At 69.6% G+C, this 16303-nt stretch carries 13 protein-coding genes; 2 read left to right on the plus strand and 11 right to left on the minus strand.

Going from position 1 to position 16303, the window contains the following annotated elements:
- Window positions 1–129 precede the first annotated feature (129 nt).
- The 7 genes from ABIA33_RS22245 to ABIA33_RS22275 all read right to left on the minus strand — a co-directional run bounded on the left by ABIA33_RS22245 (window position 130) and on the right by ABIA33_RS22275 (window position 7407).
- Window positions 130–846, minus strand: a complete 717-nt coding sequence (locus ABIA33_RS22245) for an ABC transporter ATP-binding protein (RefSeq protein WP_370084123.1) — start codon at window positions 844–846, stop codon at window positions 130–132.
- Complete coding sequence (locus ABIA33_RS22250) at window positions 843–1709, minus strand: ABC transporter ATP-binding protein (RefSeq protein ID WP_370084124.1); 867 nt, start codon at window positions 1707–1709, stop codon at window positions 843–845. The genes ABIA33_RS22245 and ABIA33_RS22250 overlap by 4 nt, the downstream gene beginning before the upstream one ends.
- Before the next feature lie 4 nt (window positions 1710–1713).
- Complete coding sequence (locus tag ABIA33_RS22255; RefSeq protein WP_370084125.1) at window positions 1714–3612, minus strand: branched-chain amino acid ABC transporter permease; 1899 nt, start codon at window positions 3610–3612, stop codon at window positions 1714–1716.
- 5 nt (window positions 3613–3617) lie between these two features.
- Window positions 3618–4547 carry a branched-chain amino acid ABC transporter permease gene (locus tag ABIA33_RS22260; protein WP_370084126.1) on the minus strand — a complete coding sequence of 310 codons (930 nt, stop codon included), beginning with the start codon at window positions 4545–4547 and terminating at the stop codon, window positions 3618–3620.
- A gap of 120 nt (window positions 4548–4667) precedes the next feature.
- On the minus strand, window positions 4668–5897 hold the full coding sequence (locus ABIA33_RS22265) for a branched-chain amino acid ABC transporter substrate-binding protein (protein WP_370084127.1): 1230 nt from the start codon (window positions 5895–5897) through the stop codon (window positions 4668–4670).
- A gap of 244 nt (window positions 5898–6141) precedes the next feature.
- On the minus strand, window positions 6142–6846 hold the full coding sequence (locus tag ABIA33_RS22270) for a hypothetical protein (RefSeq protein WP_370084128.1): 705 nt from the start codon (window positions 6844–6846) through the stop codon (window positions 6142–6144).
- A 96-nt stretch (window positions 6847–6942) separates the two neighbouring features.
- Complete coding sequence (locus ABIA33_RS22275; protein WP_370084129.1) at window positions 6943–7407, minus strand: PaaI family thioesterase; 465 nt, start codon at window positions 7405–7407, stop codon at window positions 6943–6945.
- Between the two features lie 154 nt (window positions 7408–7561).
- Between ABIA33_RS22275 and polA the strand changes: the two genes are divergently transcribed.
- Window positions 7562–10309: a DNA polymerase I gene (gene polA, locus ABIA33_RS22280; protein WP_370084130.1), complete on the plus strand. Its 2748-nt coding sequence runs from the start codon at window positions 7562–7564 to the stop codon at window positions 10307–10309.
- 252 nt (window positions 10310–10561) lie between these two features.
- Here the strand turns inward: polA and ABIA33_RS22285 are convergent, their stop codons facing one another.
- From ABIA33_RS22285 to ABIA33_RS22300, 4 genes are all read right to left on the minus strand, one after another.
- Window positions 10562–11365 carry an ABC transporter permease gene (locus ABIA33_RS22285; RefSeq protein ID WP_370084131.1) on the minus strand — a complete coding sequence of 268 codons (804 nt, stop codon included), beginning with the start codon at window positions 11363–11365 and terminating at the stop codon, window positions 10562–10564.
- Between the two features lie 7 nt (window positions 11366–11372).
- Complete coding sequence (locus ABIA33_RS22290; protein ID WP_370084132.1) at window positions 11373–12239, minus strand: ABC transporter permease; 867 nt, start codon at window positions 12237–12239, stop codon at window positions 11373–11375.
- On the minus strand, window positions 12239–13444 hold the full coding sequence (locus ABIA33_RS22295) for an extracellular solute-binding protein (protein WP_370084133.1): 1206 nt from the start codon (window positions 13442–13444) through the stop codon (window positions 12239–12241). The genes ABIA33_RS22290 and ABIA33_RS22295 overlap by 1 nt, the downstream gene beginning before the upstream one ends.
- A gap of 81 nt (window positions 13445–13525) precedes the next feature.
- Complete coding sequence (locus ABIA33_RS22300) at window positions 13526–14605, minus strand: ABC transporter ATP-binding protein (protein WP_370084134.1); 1080 nt, start codon at window positions 14603–14605, stop codon at window positions 13526–13528.
- A gap of 128 nt (window positions 14606–14733) precedes the next feature.
- Here ABIA33_RS22300 and ABIA33_RS22305 point away from each other — a divergent pair, with 128 nt between their 5' ends.
- Window positions 14734–16299, plus strand: coding sequence for a PucR family transcriptional regulator (locus ABIA33_RS22305; protein ID WP_370084135.1), 1566 nt, complete (start codon window positions 14734–14736; stop codon window positions 16297–16299).
- Window positions 16300–16303: the final 4 nt, after the last annotated feature.

The following is a 16303-nucleotide window of genomic DNA, read 5'->3' on the forward strand; positions in this document are numbered from 1 at the left end:
CCGCCCCCCGTCCCCCTCGCCCCTTTCAACAAATATAAAACCCCCTTTTTTTCACAAAAAAAAACGGGGGGGGGGGGCCCCCCCCACCCCCCCCCCCCCCCCCCCCCGACTGCGTTGCCCGACGGCGGGTCAGTCCTCGCCGAGATAGGCCTTGCGGACCGACTCGTCGGTGAGGAGGTCCGAGCCGGGGCCGGAGAGGACGATCTTGCCGACCTCCATGACGTGGCCGGTGTCGGCGAGCGACAGGGCGGCCTGGGCGTTCTGCTCGACGAGCAGGATGGTGGTGCCCTGGTCGCGGAGTTCGGTGATGGTCGCCATGATCTTCTGCATCATGATGGGGGAGAGGCCCATGGAGGGCTCGTCCAGCATGAGCAGCTTGGGACGGGACATCAGGGCGCGGCCCATGGCTAGCATCTGCTGCTCGCCGCCGGAGAGCGTGCCGGACGCCTGCTTCTTCCGCTCCCCGAGGATGGGGAAGAGGTCGTAGGCGCGCTGCACGTCGCTTCGGATGCCGTCCTGGTCCTTCCGCAGGAACGCGCCGAGGAGGAGGTTCTCCTCGATGGTCATACGGGGGAAGATGTGACGGCCCTCGGGGGAGTGAGCGAGCCCGAGGGATACGATCTTGTGCGCGGGGACCGCACCCAGGGGCTGCCCGTCGAAGCGGATGCTGCCTCCGACGGGGGTAAGGAGGCCGGAGAGGGTGCGCAGGGTCGTGGTCTTGCCGGCACCGTTGGTGCCGATCAAGGTGACCACCTGGCCCGCCTCGACGCTGAAGGAGATGCCCTTCACCGCTTCGATCTTGCCGTAGGCGACGCGGAGGTCCTCGACCTCGAGCAGGGCGGTCACTGGTCCTCCTCGGGGGTGCTGCTTTCGGTGGTGCCCTCGGCCTCGGCCGCACCCTCGTACGGGGTGCCGAGGTAGGCGGCGATGACGCGCTCGTCGGCCTGGACCACCTCGGAGGTGCCCTCGACCAGTTTCTGCCCCTGGACGAGGACGGCGACGCGGTCGCACAGGTTGAAGATGAAGCGCATGTCGTGCTCGATGACGAGGACTGCGATGCCTTGGTCACGGATCGCGAAGACCAACTCCTCGGTGGCCCGGGTCTCCTGCGGGTTCATGCCTGCGGTGGGCTCGTCGAGGAGCAGCAGGCCGGGCTCGCTGGCGAGGGCGCGGGCGATCTCGAGCTTGCGCTGCTCGCCGTAGGGGAGGTTGCGGGCCAGGTGCTGGGCCTTGCGGGCGAGGCCGGTGAACTTCAGGAGTTCCATGGCCTTCTCGCGCGACTCGGCTTCCTCGCGGCGGTAGCCGGGGCCGCGGAGGATGGCGGAGAGGATGCCTTCCTTGGTGCGGGTATGGCGGCCGACGAGGACGTTCTCCAGCACCGTCATGTTGTGGAACAGCCGGATGTTCTGGAAGGTGCGGGCCATCCCGGCTTCGGTGACCTTGTAGGGCTTCGCCGGGAGGATCTTGCCCTGGTAGGTGACCTGTCCCTCGGTGGGGACGTAGAGGCCGGTGAGGCAGTTGAAGAAGGTGGTCTTGCCGGCTCCGTTGGGGCCGATCAGGCCGATGATCTCGCCGGTGTTGACGGTGAGGTCGACGTTGTTGACAGCGGTGAGGCCCCCGAAGCGCATGATGACGCCGCGTGCTTCGAGGAGCGGGGTGCCGGGGGCGGGGGCGCTGTCGGCGGCGGGTGCTGTGGTGGTGTCGGTCATCTGGTCACGCCCCTGCTGTGCTGAGTGTGGCTGCGGGCTGCTCCTCGGCTTCGTGGAACTCCAGCTGGCGGCGCCGGCTGGCGATGATGCCTTCGGGACGGAAGCGCATGAAGAGGATCAGGGCGATGCCGAACAGCAGTAGTTGCTGGCTCTGGACGAACTGGAGCTTGGCCTGCAGCAGGTAGAAGAGGGCCGCGCCGATGAGCGGGCCGCTGACGGTCCCCATGCCGCCGATGACGACGGCGGCGAGGAGGAAGGCCGAGTTGGGCGGAACAGGTCCGGCGAAGACGAAGGGGTCCGGTACGACGCTGAAGTTGACGTGCGCCATGACCGTGCCGGCGAGGCCGGCGAGTGTCGCGCCGAAGGCGAAGGCGAGCAGTTTGAATCGGAAACCGTTGATACCCATGGCGGTCGCGGCGATCTCATCCTCGCGGATCGCGGTCCAGGCACGTCCGATTCGGGAGTTGCTTGACCGGCTGAAGACGAGGGCGATGAATGCCGTGAGCAGCAGCATCAGCTCGAAGTAGTTGGCGAAGCGGCCGAGGGTGAAGCTGCCGAAGGTGTGGGACGCACCGAGGTTGAAGCCGAAGACACTGAGGTCGGGGATGTTGACGATGCCGTTGGGGCCGTTGGTGACATTGGGTCCGGAGATGCCGTCGAGGTTGTTGACGACGATACGGAAGATCTCGCCGAAGCCGAGGGTGACGATGGCGAGGTAGTCGCCGCGGACGCGGAGAGTGGGCGCGCCGAGGAGGACGCCGAAGAAGCCGGCGACGGCGGCGCCGGTGAGAGCTGCAGCCCAGAAGGGGAAGGTGACGTGGAGCACGGAGGTTGCCGCGCCGGACACCAGGGCTCCGGCGTAGGCGCCGACACCGAGGAAGGCGACATATCCGAGGTCGAGGAGACCTGCGAGGCCGACGACGACGTTGAGGCCGAGTGCGGTGGCTCCGAAGATGAGGATGTTGACGCCGATGGTCGCGTTGGCGTCGTTGCTCTGCGTGAACGGGAAGGCTGCGGCAGCGACGAACATGCCGATTGCTGCGAACGCTCGGTGGCGTGCGGTGATCGAGGAGATGCGGTCGAGGAGGCCGGAACGGCTGAACGCCCAGATGGCGAAGCAGAAGACGACCAGGAAGCCGACGAAGAGCTCACCGTAGGCGGTGTCGATGCCGAAGGTGAAGATTCCCAGGCCGAGCGCCAGAAGTCCGGTGATGATGAGGAGTTCGACGTACAGGGGCAGCGGGGCGCCTGGTTTGACGTCGCCGCGGGGGCCGAGGTAGCGGTTGATCGTCCGGCCGACATAGGCGAGGACGACGGCTCCGGCAACGCGGTCGAGGAAGGTGGTGAAGTCGGGGGATACGTTGTGTACCAGGAGGCCGAAGAGTAGGAGGCCGGCGATCGTGCCGAGGCCCTGGATCACCTCCTTCCTGGTGGTGCGCGGTGACGGGACCGTGCTGGCGCGAGGAAGTCCGAGCGCGCCGATGACGCCGATCAAGCTGGCGATTCCGGCGATCCAGCCCCCGGAAGTGAGGTTGGCCAGGCCGCCGAGTTCGGCGGTGATGGCACCGAGAGTGAACCACGTCGTGGCCAGCGCGCCAACGGCGAGGAGGAACGTGGGGCCTTCAGCGTTGCCGGGGGCGATCCAGCCAAGTCCGCGTGGACGGTAGGTCGCGAGGGCGAAGACAGCGGTCAGGGCGCCTGCGGTCAGCGTGAGCCACTGGAGCCCGCCCGGGAAGCCGTTGACGGTGAGGTCGCCGGGGAAGGTGGAGCTGTAGGTCCAGGCCAGGAAGGCGGAGGCGGCGGTGAGCAGGCCGCCTGCCAGGGTGAGTCCCCGGGCCACGCTGGCGGGCATGGGGATGGCCGGGCGGGGGAGGGGAGCCGGGGTCGGCTGGGTGTCGGTCATGGTGATCACGCCCTGTCCGCGACGCGCTCGCCCAGCAGACCCTGCGGCCTGATCATGAGCACGAGGATGAGGATGATGAAGGCCCAGACGTCCTGCCAGGCGCCGCCGCCGAACTGGCTCATGCCGGGGAGCTTCTGGATGTAGGCGGCTGCGAGGGACTGGCTGACTCCCAGGACGATGCCACCGAGCATGGCGCCGTAGATGTTGCCGATACCACCGAGGACGGCGGCGGTGAAGGCCTTGAGCCCGGCGAGGAAGCCCATGTCGAAGGAGACCTGGCCGTAGCGGAGGCCGTGGGACACTCCGGCGACGGCGGCGAAGGTCGCGCCCAGTGCGAAGGCGATGACGATGACCCGGTCGGTGTTGATGCCCATGAGCTTGGCGGTGTCGGGGTCCTGGGCGGTGGCCTGCATGGCGCGGCCGGTGCGGGTGCGCTGGACGAAGTAGGCAAGGAAGAGCATGGAGACCACGGACGAGACGACGACGAAGATGTCGGCCGACTGGAAGATGACCGAGCCGATGTGGAAGGGGCCGCCGGGGAGGGACGGGAAGATCCGGGGCGACTTGGCCTTCGGGTAGAAGCCCCAGACGAGTTGCTGGAGCGTGATGGAGAGCCCGATCGCGGTGATCAACGGTGCCAGACGTGGTGCGCTGCGCAGCGGCCGGTAGGCGAAGCGCTCGGCGACGATGGCGATGACCGTGGCTGTGAAGATGCCGCCGAGGAGCATCAGCGGCAGCGCGATCCACATGGAGGTGCCGGCGCCCAGGCCGAGGTAGACAGTCAGGGCGCCGAACGCGCCGGTCATGAAGATCTCGCCGTGGGCGAAGTTGATGAGCTGGACGATGCCGTAGACCATCGTGTAACCGACGGCGATGAGTCCGTAGGTTGCGCCGAGTAGTAGGCCGTTGGTTAGGTTTTGCGGCAGTTCGTGCACCGCTGGCCTCCGTTGTCGTGGCGGCGGGAGCCGGCTGGGGGTGGTTGTGGAACCGCGCGGGGGCGCCGCCGATGCAGCGCCCCCGCGCGGTGATCGTGCTGAGGAGTGGTGGCTGTGGGGTCAGCCGGAGAAGGTGCCCGTCTTGACGGTCGCCCAGACGCCACCCTTGACGCCGTAGACGGTGAGCTGCTTGTTGGTGGCGTCGCCGTACTGGTCGAAGGAGACGGTGCCGGTCACGCCGTTGAAGCTGACCTTGGACATGGCCGCCTCGATGGCCTGGCGCGGGTTGGCCGGCAGCTTGCCGTTGTTGGCGGCGGCCACGGACTTCACGGCCTCGATGATCGCCCAGGCGCTGTCGTAGGAGTAGCCGCCGTACGCCGCGTAGGGGTCGGTGTAGCCGCCGGAGGCGTAGTCGGAGATGAACTTCTTGGCGGAGTCGAGGGTCTCCACGGGCGCGCCGACCGAGGTGGCGTAGTCGCCCTCGGCAGCACCCTGGGCGAGCTTGATGTAGGTCGGGTCGTACATGCCGTCGCCGCCGATGAGCGGGATCTTGTCGCCCGCGGCCTTGAGCTGCTTGGTCAGCGGGCCGGAGTCCGGGTACTCGCCACCGAAGTAGACGAAGTCGGCGCCGGAGTTCTTGATGGCGGTGACGGTGGAGGAGAAGTCGTTCGCACCACTGGTGACGTGGTCCTGACCGACGACAGTGCCGCCGAGCTTGGTGAACTCGTCCTTGAAGGTGGAGACCAGGCCGACGCCGTAGGTCAGCTTGTTGTCGACCAGGAAGACCTTCTTCTTGCCCAGGGTGGTGAAGGCGTACTGGGCGGCGAAGGGGCCCTGGATGGCGTCGGTGGTGGCGGTGCGGAAGTAGGACTTGAACGGGCGGACCTTGGTGCCGGTCTGCCAGTTCGGGCCCTGGGTGAGGGTGGGGTTGGTGTTGGCGGGGGAAACCTCGACCAGGTTGGCGTCGTCGAAGATCTTCTGCATGGAGACGGCTACGCCGGAGTTCAGCGGGCCGACGACACCGACCACGTTGGAGTCCGCGACCAGGGCCGTTGCGTTCTGCTGGCCCTGCTGCGGCGACTTCTTGTCGTCCGTCGCCTCGATCTTGAAGGTGACCCCCGGGACCTCCTTGGTGGAGTTCGCCGTCTTGATCGCCAGATCGACGGAGTTCTTGATGCCGAGACCCAGTGCGGAGAGCGACCCGGTGAGCGGGGCGTCGACGCCGATGGTGACGGTGGTTGTGGCACCTGCGTTGCTGTTGTTGCTGCTGGCACGGGAGCCGCAGGCGGTGAGGCTGAGGGCGCCGGTAACGGCAAGAGTGGTTGCAATGAGCAGGGAACGGTTTCGCACGTTCAGTCCTTTCCTCATGGGCGAGGGTCGAACCGCGCGCAGGCCCCGACCTGTCGATCCGATGGCGCGGTGACTGGGCGTGACTTTAGGCCCCGATCAGCCGATTGGGCAGGGCTAACACGCTTGATGTGACGGTCTTGTTATGAGCTGAGGAAAACTTGAGCCTTCGCCCCGGGGTCCAGGGGCGGGACGGGGAATGTCCGGAGCATCCGAAGGGGTGCCGAATTTTCTACGGGCGAGCAGGTCAACGGACGGATGGGCGGGGACCTGCCGATGGTTTGACCGGAAAGCCTGTGCATGCCCGAGTGAGGAGTCGATCGACGTCTGCGGTGTACGAGTCGCCCAGGATTTCGCTTTGCGTCTGTATTGCGCGCGGGTTACTCAACGTTACGTCGATGAAAGGAAGATCATCATGCAGGGGCGCGTTCAGGCAGTTCTGTACGTCCACTGCCAGGCGTACCACCTGCGGTTTGCCGGGGTAGAGCACGATGGGCATGGCCGGCTGGACCGAAACGACCATTCCCCGGTAGGACTGTGCGATCTGAGTGATCGTCACGTTGTGATCACCGCTGTCGGTGAAGGTCAGCAGTAGCGTGAAACGTCGCCCGCTCGCGTCCGGGGGCGGGCCCACGCCGCTGTAGTCGACCTTGGTGATCTGGGCCGGCCAGGGAGGTGGGGGCGCCGCAATGGTCACTCGGTGGTGCTCATAAGCGACGAGAGCGCCGAGCAGAACGAGCACGACCGTGCCGGTGACCAGCAGGGTCCAGCGGCGGCGCCGGACTCCGAGGCCGCGCCACCAGGCGCCGAAGCGCCGCTCCAGGGCTGAACCGCCCGACTCGCTGAGCACGGTCGCGGGGGCGCCGGAGCCGCTCTCCCGGGACAGCTCGTGCGGGGTCTCGAGCGGGCCGATGTCTCCTGCCCGCTCGAACGGCTCCCGGCCGCCGGTCATCGGCCTCACCCCCTTCGCTGGGGCGTGCGATGCCCGGCGCGGGCGTGTGCCAAACATTCCGCGCCGGGCCCGTTGGCCGCTACTCGCGGGTGGCTCTCAGGTGTCGCGGAGCATGCAGGTGAGCCGGCAGCTGGTGATCCGCCGCCCCTGGTCGTCGGTGATCGCGATCTCGTACGTCGCGGCGGTGCGCCCACGGTAGACGGCGGTGGCGACACCGGTGACCAGGCCGGAGGTCGCGGAGCGGTGGTGGGTGGCGTTGAGGTCCACGCCCACGGCGTACCGTCCCGGTCCCGCGTGCAGCATCGCGCCGACGGAGCCCAGGGTCTCCGCGAGCGCCGCCGAGGCGCCGCCGTGCAGCAGGCCGTAGGGCTGCTGGTTGCCCTCCACCGGCATGGTGCCGACGACGCGCTCGGGGGAGGCCTCGACCAGGTGGATGCCGAGGCGCTCGCCGAGGTGCCCGCCGGAGAAGGTGGCCGCGTCGACGCCAAGCTTCGCGAAGTGGTCGATCACGTCCTGCGGGACGTTCAGCTTGAGGGCCGGCTCTGGGTGCTGCTCGGACATGGTGCTCCTGAGGGAGGTCGGGTGGTGCGTGAGCTGCCTGCGATCGTACGACCCGGCCTACGGGTAGCAGTGGTGGCGGTGTCAGTGGGAGGCACTGTCAGTGGCGGGCCATAGGATTTCGCCTGGAACCAGACCCGGCGGAACGGTGGCAGTAATGGCGAGCAAGACCGGTAACAGCAGCGCGGCGCGGCCCCGGCTGCTGCTCCTCGACGGCCACTCCATGGCCTATCGCGCCTTCTACGCCTTTCCCGCCGAGAACTTCGCCACCACCACGGGACAGCCCACCAACGCGGTGTACGGCTTCACCTCGATGCTCGCCAACATCCTCCGCGACGAGACGCCCAGCCACTTCGCGGTGGCGTTCGACGTGTCGCGGAAGACCTTCCGGGCCGGGATCTACCCGGAGTACAAGGCGACCCGCTCCTCCTCGCCGGAGGAGTTCCGCGGCCAGGTCGAGCTGGTCAGCGAGCTGCTGGACACGATGCGGGTGCCGCACCTGCGGCTGGCCGAGTTCGAGGCCGACGACATCATCGCGACGCTGGCGACCCGGGCCGCCGCCGAGGGCTTCGAGGTGCTGATCCTCACCGGCGACCGCGACGCCCTGCAACTGGTCACCGACGACGTCACGGTTCTCTACCCGACCAAGGGCGTCTCCGAGATGACCCGCTACACCCCCGAGAAGGTGTTCGAGAAGTACGGCGTCACCCCCGCCCAGTACCCCGACCTGGCGGCGCTGCGCGGCGACCCGTCGGACAACCTGCCCGGCATCCCCGGTGTCGGGGAGAAGACCGCCGCCAAGTGGATCAGCCAGTACGGCTCCTTCGCTGAGCTGGTGGCGCACGCCGACGAGGTCAAGGGCAAGATCGGCGAGAAGCTGCGGGGCGGTCTCGACGCCGTGAAGCTCAACCGCGAACTGACCGAGCTGGTCCGCGATGTGGAGCTGTCCCTGACCGTGGACGACCTCGGACGCCGGCCGTACGACCGGGACGCGACCATGGAGCTGCTGGAAGCGCTGGAGTTCCGCAACCAGGCGCTGCGGGACCGGCTCTTTGCCGTCGACCCGGGCGCGGCCGAGCCGGGCGCCGCCATCCAGGCCGCCGCTCCCGGCATCGAGGTCCAGGGCGAGATGCTCACCGCCGAGGGCACGCTGGCGGCGTGGCTGGCGGAGCACGCCTCGGGCGCGGCCAGGACCGGCCTCGCCGCCGACTACACCTGGGCCCTCGGCGAGGGCAGGGTCGGCGCGGTGGCGCTGGCCGTCGAGGGCGGCCCCGCCGCCTGGGCGGACCCGGCGGCGCTGGCCGAGTCCGACGAGCGGGCGCTCGCGGCCTGGCTCGCGGACGCCGCGCGCCCCAAGGCGCTGCACATCGCCAAGCAGGTCATGCGGGCCTTCGCCGAGCACGGCTGGCAGGTCGACGGCGTGGTCGCGGACAGCGCCCTGGCCGCCTACCTGGAGAAGCCCGGCCGCCGCACCTTCGGCCTGGACGTGCTCGCCGAGGAGTACCTCGGCCGCCAGCTCGGTTCGACCGCGGCCGCCGACATGGGCCAGTTGGCGTTCGGCGACGAGACGGGCGACGCCCACGACGAGACGGCGGCCGCTGCGCAGTCGCTGATGGAACAGGCCCGCACGGTCCTGGACCTGGCCGAGGTGTTCGAGTCCCGCCTCGCCAAGGACGGCGCGCTGGAGCTGATGCGGGACCTGGAGCTGCCGATCGCGTCGCTGCTCGCCCGGATGGAGCGGGCCGGCATCGCCGCCGATCTGGAGTGGCTGACGCAGCTGGAGATCCAGTTCGGCGCGGCGGTGCAGCAGGCGGTGAAGGAGGCGCACGCCGCGGTCGGCCACGAGTTCAACCTCGGCTCGCCCAAGCAACTGCAGGAGATCCTCTTCGGCGAGCTGGGCCTCCCCAAGACCAAGAAGATCAAGACCGGGTTCACCACTGACGCCGACGCGCTGACCTGGCTGGCCGCCCAGACTCCGCACGAGCTGCCGGTGATTCTGCTGCGGCACCGCGACCAGACCCGGCTGCGCAGCACCGTCGAGGGCCTGATCAAGACCGTCGCGGCGGACGGCCGGATCCACACCACCTTCAACCAACTGGTCGCCGCGACCGGCCGGCTCTCCTCGACCGACCCCAACCTGCAGAACATCCCGGTGCGCACCGAGGAGGGCCGCATGATCCGCCGGGCCTTCGTCGTGGGCGCGGGATACCAGGAACTGCTGACCGCCGACTACAGCCAGATCGAACTGCGGATCATGGCGCACCTGTCCGAGGACGAGGCCCTACTCGCTGCCTTCGGCAGCGGCGAGGATCTGCACACCACGGTCGGCTCGCAGGTGTTCGGCGTGGAGCCGGCCCAGGTCGACGCGGAGATGCGCCGCAAGATCAAGGCCATGTCGTACGGACTGGCGTACGGCCTCTCGGCGTTCGGCCTCTCGCAGCAGCTGAACATCGCCACCGGCGAGGCGCAGCGGCTGATGGACACCTACTTCGAGCGCTTCGGCGGGGTGCGGGACTACCTGCGCCGGGTCGTCGACGAGGCCAGGAACACCGGCTACACCCAGACCGTGCTCGGCCGCCGCCGCTACCTGCCGGACCTGACCAGCGACAACCGCCAGCGCCGGGAGATGGCGGAGCGGATGGCGCTGAACGCCCCGATCCAGGGGTCGGCCGCCGACATCGTCAAGATCGCGATGCTGAAGGTCGACGAGGCGCTGACCGCGGCGGGTCTGGAGTCGCGGATGCTGCTCCAGGTCCACGACGAGATCGTGCTCGAGGTCGCCGCCGGTGAGCGCGAGCGGGTGGAGGAGTTGGTCCGCCGGGAGATGGCCGCGGCGTATCCGCTGCGCGCGCCGCTGGACGTGTCGGTGGGCTCGGGCCGCGACTGGGAGACCGCGGCGCACTAGGCCTGTCCGGCCGATTTTCGTGTGCGCACGCCGTCTGCCACTCCACCTCGCCGTGTTGGCAGAGCGCTCTGGTAGCTCCGCTACGAACGGCGCTCCGCCGCCTCGCGAGGCACCGCCTCGCGAGGCACCGCCACGCGGCGGAGCCGCTGATGCCCGCAGCGGCGAAGATCGACCGGACAGGCGCTAACGCCCCCGGGGCGTACGGCCGGTCGGCCTGAGCTGCCGCCGGCTGAGCGGCGGTACGGACGTCGGTCAGCGCAGGGCCTCGCCGCTGAGGCGCTGGGCCAGGTAGACGGGCAGCACCGACAGCACGATCAGTGCCGCTGCCACCACGTCCACGATCGGGCCCTGGTTCGGCCGGGCCAGGTTGTCGAAGATCCACAGCGGCAGGGTCTGGGTGCCCGGCCCTGCCGTGAACGTGGTCACGACGATCTCGTCGAAGGACAGCGCGAAGGCCAGGAGTGCTCCGGCGAAGAGCGCGCTGCGCACCGCCGGCAGGGTGACGTACCAGAAGGTCTGGAAGGTGTGCGCGCCCAGGTCCGCCGACGCCTGCTCGCTCGACGGCGCGAGGCGGCGCAGCCGGGCCGAGACGTTGTTGAAGACCACGACGATGCAGAAGGTCGCGTGGCCGACCACGACCGTGAACAGTCCGAAGCCCACCCCCAGCGGGGTGAGCACGGTGCGGAAGGCGGCGTTGAGGGCGATGCCGGTGACGATGCCGGGCAGCGCGATCGGCAGGATCAGCAGGAAGGACACCGACTGCCGGCCGAAGAACCGGTAGCGGGTCGCGGCGAAGGCGGCCATGGTGCCGAGCACCAGGGCGATCGTGGTCGCCCCGAGCCCGGCCTTCAGCGAGGTGTACAGGGCCTGCCGCAGCCCCGTCTCCTGCCACGCGGCCGACCACCAGCGGGTGCTGAGCCCGGTGGGCGGCCAGGCGAAGGAGCGCGAGGAGTTGAACGAGTTCACCAGCACCAGCAGCAGCGGGACGTAGATCACGGCCAGTCCCAGTGCCATCGCGGCGCGCAGCGCGATCCGGGAGCCACGGGAGAGGTGCATGCGTGCCTCACAGGTTGTCGAGTGCGCCGGTGCGGCGCACGGCGAGCAGGTAGCCGATGATCAGCAGGACCGGGACGCAGGAGGTGGCCGCTGCCAGTGGGAGGTTGAGCGTGACGTTGGACGCGATGACGTTGCCCAGCATCTGGCTGGTGCCGCCGACGATCTGCACCGTCAGGTAGTCCCCGAGGCTGAGCGAGAAGGTGAACACCGACCCGGCGATGAGGGCCGGCTTGACCAGCGGGAGGACGACTCCGGTGAAGGTGCGCCAGGGTCTGGCGCCGAGGTCGGCGGAGGCGGCGAGCAGGCTGTCCGGGAGTTGTTCCAGCGCGGTGTACAGCGGTAGCACCATGTAGGGGAGCCACAGATAGGTCAGCACGATCACCACGGCGGGGATGCCGAACCCCGGTGAGGAGCCGCCGAACGGACCGGTGATCCAGTCGATGACCCCGCCGTGGCTGAGCATGACCCACCACGCGTAGGCCTTGACCAGGTATCCGGCCCACAGCGGGGTGAGCACGGCGACGAGCAGCAGGTGCCGGTTACGGGGGCGGGCGACCCGTGCCATGTAGAAGGCCATCGGGAAGGCGAGCAGCGCGTCCAGGACGGTCACGGCCACGGCGATGCCCAGGGTCCGCAGGGTGACCGAGCGGTACAGCGGATCGGTGAGCACCTGCTGGAAGTTGTCGGTGTTCCAGAGGTGTTCGATGTTGGACGTGAACTCGTTGGTGGTCCAGAAGGCCGACAGCAGCAGCACCGCCAGCGACCCCAGGTAGGCCAGCACCAGCCACGCCATCGGCGCGGAGAGCAGCGCGGCCAGGCGCAGGCCGGGGCGGCGGTGCAGCGCCCCGGCCAGCCTGCGTACGGGAGCGGGCATCAGCTCTTGATCTCGTTCCAGGCGTTGACCCACTGCGCGTACGTGGTGCAGTCGTTCTTGCCGCTGCCGTCGACGCAGAGCTGGGTCGGGGTGTTCCAGTAGTAGACGTTCTTCCAGTAGGCCTCGTCGGCCGCGTGGTAGTCGGTGCAGAAGTTGGCGTTGTCGGTGATCTGCGCGCAGGCCAGCGAGTTGGCCGGCGCCTCGCCGAAGTACTCGGCGACCTGGGCGTTGACCTTCGGTGAGACGATGTAGTTCATCCACTGGTAGGCGCAGTTGGGGTGGGCCGCATGGGCGGAGACCATCCAGGTGTCGGACCAGCCGGTGGCCCCTTCGCTGGGCAGGATCGCGTTGGTCTTCACCTTGCCGTCAGCGGCCACGGCCTGCTGGATGACCTCCCAGGTGGTGCCGAGCCAGTCGTCACCGGAGTCGAAGGCGGCCTGCTCCTTGGTGTAGTCGCTCCAGTAGGAGCTGACCTGCTTCTTCTGTGCCTTGAGCAGGGTGGTCGCGGCGGCGAGCTGCGTTGTGGTGAGGGCGTAGGGGTTCTTGATGCCCAGCGAGGGCTGGGACTTCATCAGGTAGAGGGCGGCGTCGGCGATGTAGATGGGGTCGTCGTAGGCGGTGATGTGCCCGCTGTAGGGGGAGCCCGGGGTGAACACGGCGGCCCAGGAGGTGGGGGCGGGGGTGACCTTGGCGGTGTTGTACATCAGCAGGTTGGCGCCCCGGCCGTGCGGGATGCCGTAGGCGACGCCCTTGACCGAGTTCCACGGCTGGTTCTTCAGACTGGGGTAGATCCCGGCGTAGTTGGGCACCAGGTCGGTGTTGACGGGGGCGACGTCGCCGCCCGCGATGAGGCGCAGGGTGGCGTCGCCGGAGGCGGAGACGGTGTCGTACTGGCCGGTCTTCATCAGTGCGACCATCTCGTCGGACGTGCCGGCGACCTTCAGGTTGACCTTGCACCCGGTGCTCTTGGTGAACGCCGAGACCCAGTCGACCGTCTTGCTGTCCTGGCCGTACTCGACATAGCCGGCCCAGGCGACGATGTTCACCACGCCCTCGCCCGGGCCCAGGGTCTTCTGCATGGGTATGCTCGGCGGGACGAACTGCGGAGTGGCGGCGCCGCTGCTGCCGGCCTTGGCCGAGCAGGCGGCGCTGAGCAGCAGGGTCGCCGCGGCGGCGAGTGCGGTGAGGGAACGGGCATGGCGCATGGGGTGCTCTCCAATCGCTGAACTGCTGGCTGCTGTGCTGGACCACCTGACGGGCTGGTCGTCAGTGGTCGTCAGTGGTCGTCATTGGTCGTTCAGCTGGACGGTGTGCTCCCGGCGCCAGGCCAGGACGACCGCGGAGCCGCGGTGGCGGGCCACGTCGGCGCTGGACTCGTCGAGGTTCTGGCGCAGGGCGACCAGGCGGGGGCCGGCTTCCAGGTCGACCAGGAAGCGGGTCTGCGCGCCCGCGTAGACGACCTCGGAGATCGTTCCGGCTGCGGAGCACTCGTCCGGTCCGGCCGGGTCGTCGGGGTGGGCGATGCGGATCTTCTCCGGTCGCACCGAGTAGCTGCCGGGGGCGCCGAGAACCTGTTCTGCGGCGGCTCCCTGGAGCAGGTTGGAGGTCCCGACGAAGCCTGCGACGAACGCGGTCGCGGGGCGCTCGTAGACCTCTGCGGGCGTTCCGGTCTGCTCGATCCGGCCGTTGTTGAAGACGGCGATCCGGTCGCTCATGGTGAGCGCCTCGTCCTGGTCGTGGGTGACGAAGACGAAGGTGATCCCGGCCTGGCGCTGGATCTCCTTGAGCTCGATCTGCATCTCCAGCCGCAGTTTGAGGTCCAGGGCGCCCAGGGGTTCGTCGAGCAGGAGCACGGACGGCCGGTTGACCAGGGCGCGGGCCAGGGCGACGCGCTGGCGCTGGCCGCCGGAGAGCTCGGCGGGGCGCCGGTCTGCGTAGTCGTGCAGCCGTACGGCAGCGAGGGCCTCGGTGGCCCGGCGGCTCCGCTCGGCCCTGGCGACGCCCTTCACCTTGAGCCCGTACTCGACGTTCTGGCGTACCGACAGATGCGGAAAGAGCGCGTAGTCCTGGAACACCGTGTTGACGTCCCGGTCGAAGGGCGCGAGCCGGGTGACGTCGGCGCCGCCCAGGAGCACCCGCCCGCTGCTCGGCTCCTCGAAGCCGGCGATCATGCGCAGGACGGTGGTCTTGCCCGATCCCGAGGGGCCGAGCATGGAGAAGAACTCGCCGGGGTGGATCTCCAGGTCGACGCCGTCGACGGCGCGTACCGCGCCGAAGGTCTTGGTCAGGCCCTGCAGGGCGACCGCGCCCGGGCCGGCCGTCGGAGGGTCGGGCGGTGGACTGCTGGGGGCCTGGGTGTCCGTCACATCGTCCTCGGCTTCCGGTCCCGGTGGTGATCTGCTGGGCCAGGAACTTAGGGAGTCGGGTGACGATTGGGCTATGGACCGTCGCACGGTCTTCCGACCCCGGGTTGTGCGCCAATACAGTCCGCGCCATGCCCGTGCTTCTGCGTGACCTCCTCGCCGTCGAGAGCCTCGCCCTGCGCTCCTGCACCGGCGGCGCGGGCCTGGACCGGTTGGTCAGCTGGGTCGCGCCGACCGAACTCGCCGACCCGACGCCCTGGATGGACGGTGGTGAGCTGATCCTCACCACCGGGCTGCGGCTGCGTACCGCCGCCGCGCAGGCCGCCTTCGTCTCCCGGCTGGCCGAGGCCGGAGCGGCGGGCATCGGCTTCGGCACGGGGCTGAGTCACACTGCGGTGCCCCGCGCGCTGCTGGCCGCCGCACAGGGGGTCGGCCTGCCGGTCCTCGACGTCCCCTACGACACGCCCTTCATCGCGGTCGGCCGCCATGTGGCGGAGCGCATCGCCGCGGAGCGGCACACCGCGCAGCGACGGCTGGTCGACGCGCACGACCGGCTGACGCAGGCCGTGCTCGCGGGGGAGGGCCTCGACCAGCTGCTGCGGACGCTGCGCCGTCAGATCGGCGGCCCCGCCGCGGTTCTGGCCGCCGACGGCGGGATGCTGGCGGGAGCGCTGCCGCCGACCCAGGCGCATCGCCTGGAGGTCGAGGTCGACGGGGTCGCCGTGGCGTGGCTGGTCGCGGGTGTGAGCGAGCGGCCCGAGCCGCTGCCCTACGCGGCCCGGCTGGTCGGGCTGGAGCTGGCCCGGCGGCTGTCCTTCCTGGCCGGTCGCCGGGTCCAGCTGGGCCGTCTGCTGGAGGAGGTGCTGACCGGCCCGCCGGACCGGTCAGCAGGGTCGTCGCCGGGGTGGGCGCCAGGGTGGTCGACGGGGTCGTCGCCAGGGTCGGCCGACCAGGGCGAGGACCGGCTGCTCGCCGTGCACGGCGTGGATCCGGGGCGTCGGTACCAGGTACTGCTGGGCCACTGGACGGCCTCCCGGCCCGGCCGGGAGGAGGAGACCCGGCGCCGCCTGGGCCGCCTGTCCTGGTCGCCGGCCCAGCTCGGTGACCGGGCCGACGATTCGTCGGCGGGGCCTGCCCACCCGCCTCTGTCGGCCGTCGTCGAGGGCGTCCTCATGGTCCTGCTGCCCGAGGACCGGGGGAACCCGGAGGACTTCGCCGAGGCGCAGGCCAAGGGACTGTGGGAGGCGCTGCGTCGCGACCCCCTGCGCGGCACCTCGGCCGCCGTCGGGTTGAGCGCTCCGGGCAGCGGCGCGCGGGGCCTCCAAGAGGGTTACCTGGAGGCCCGCGCCGCCCTGAGCCGGGGCGCCGCCGCGCCTGTGGCCGCCCCGCTCCGCCTCGCCGACCTGCTGCTGAGCCGGCCGTCGCCGGCGGTACGGCAGTTGAGCGAGCAGATGCTGCTGCCGCTGTCCCGCTTCGACGCCGAGCACCGGGCCGACCTCGTGGGCACGCTGCGCCGCTATCTCGCCACCGACGGCTCGGTCCAGGCCACGGCCGAGCAGCTGTTCGTGCATCGGAACACAGTGCGTTACCGGCTGACCCAGATCGAGGAGTTGACGGGTCGTTCGCTGAGCTCCACGAGTGACCGGGCCGAGCTGTGGCTGGCCCTGCTGGCGATCGGCCGGACGCCGATCGAGTAGAACC

It is taken from the genome of Streptacidiphilus sp. MAP12-16 (assembly GCF_041262165.1).
Lineage (GTDB): Bacteria > Actinomycetota > Actinomycetes > Streptomycetales > Streptomycetaceae > Streptacidiphilus.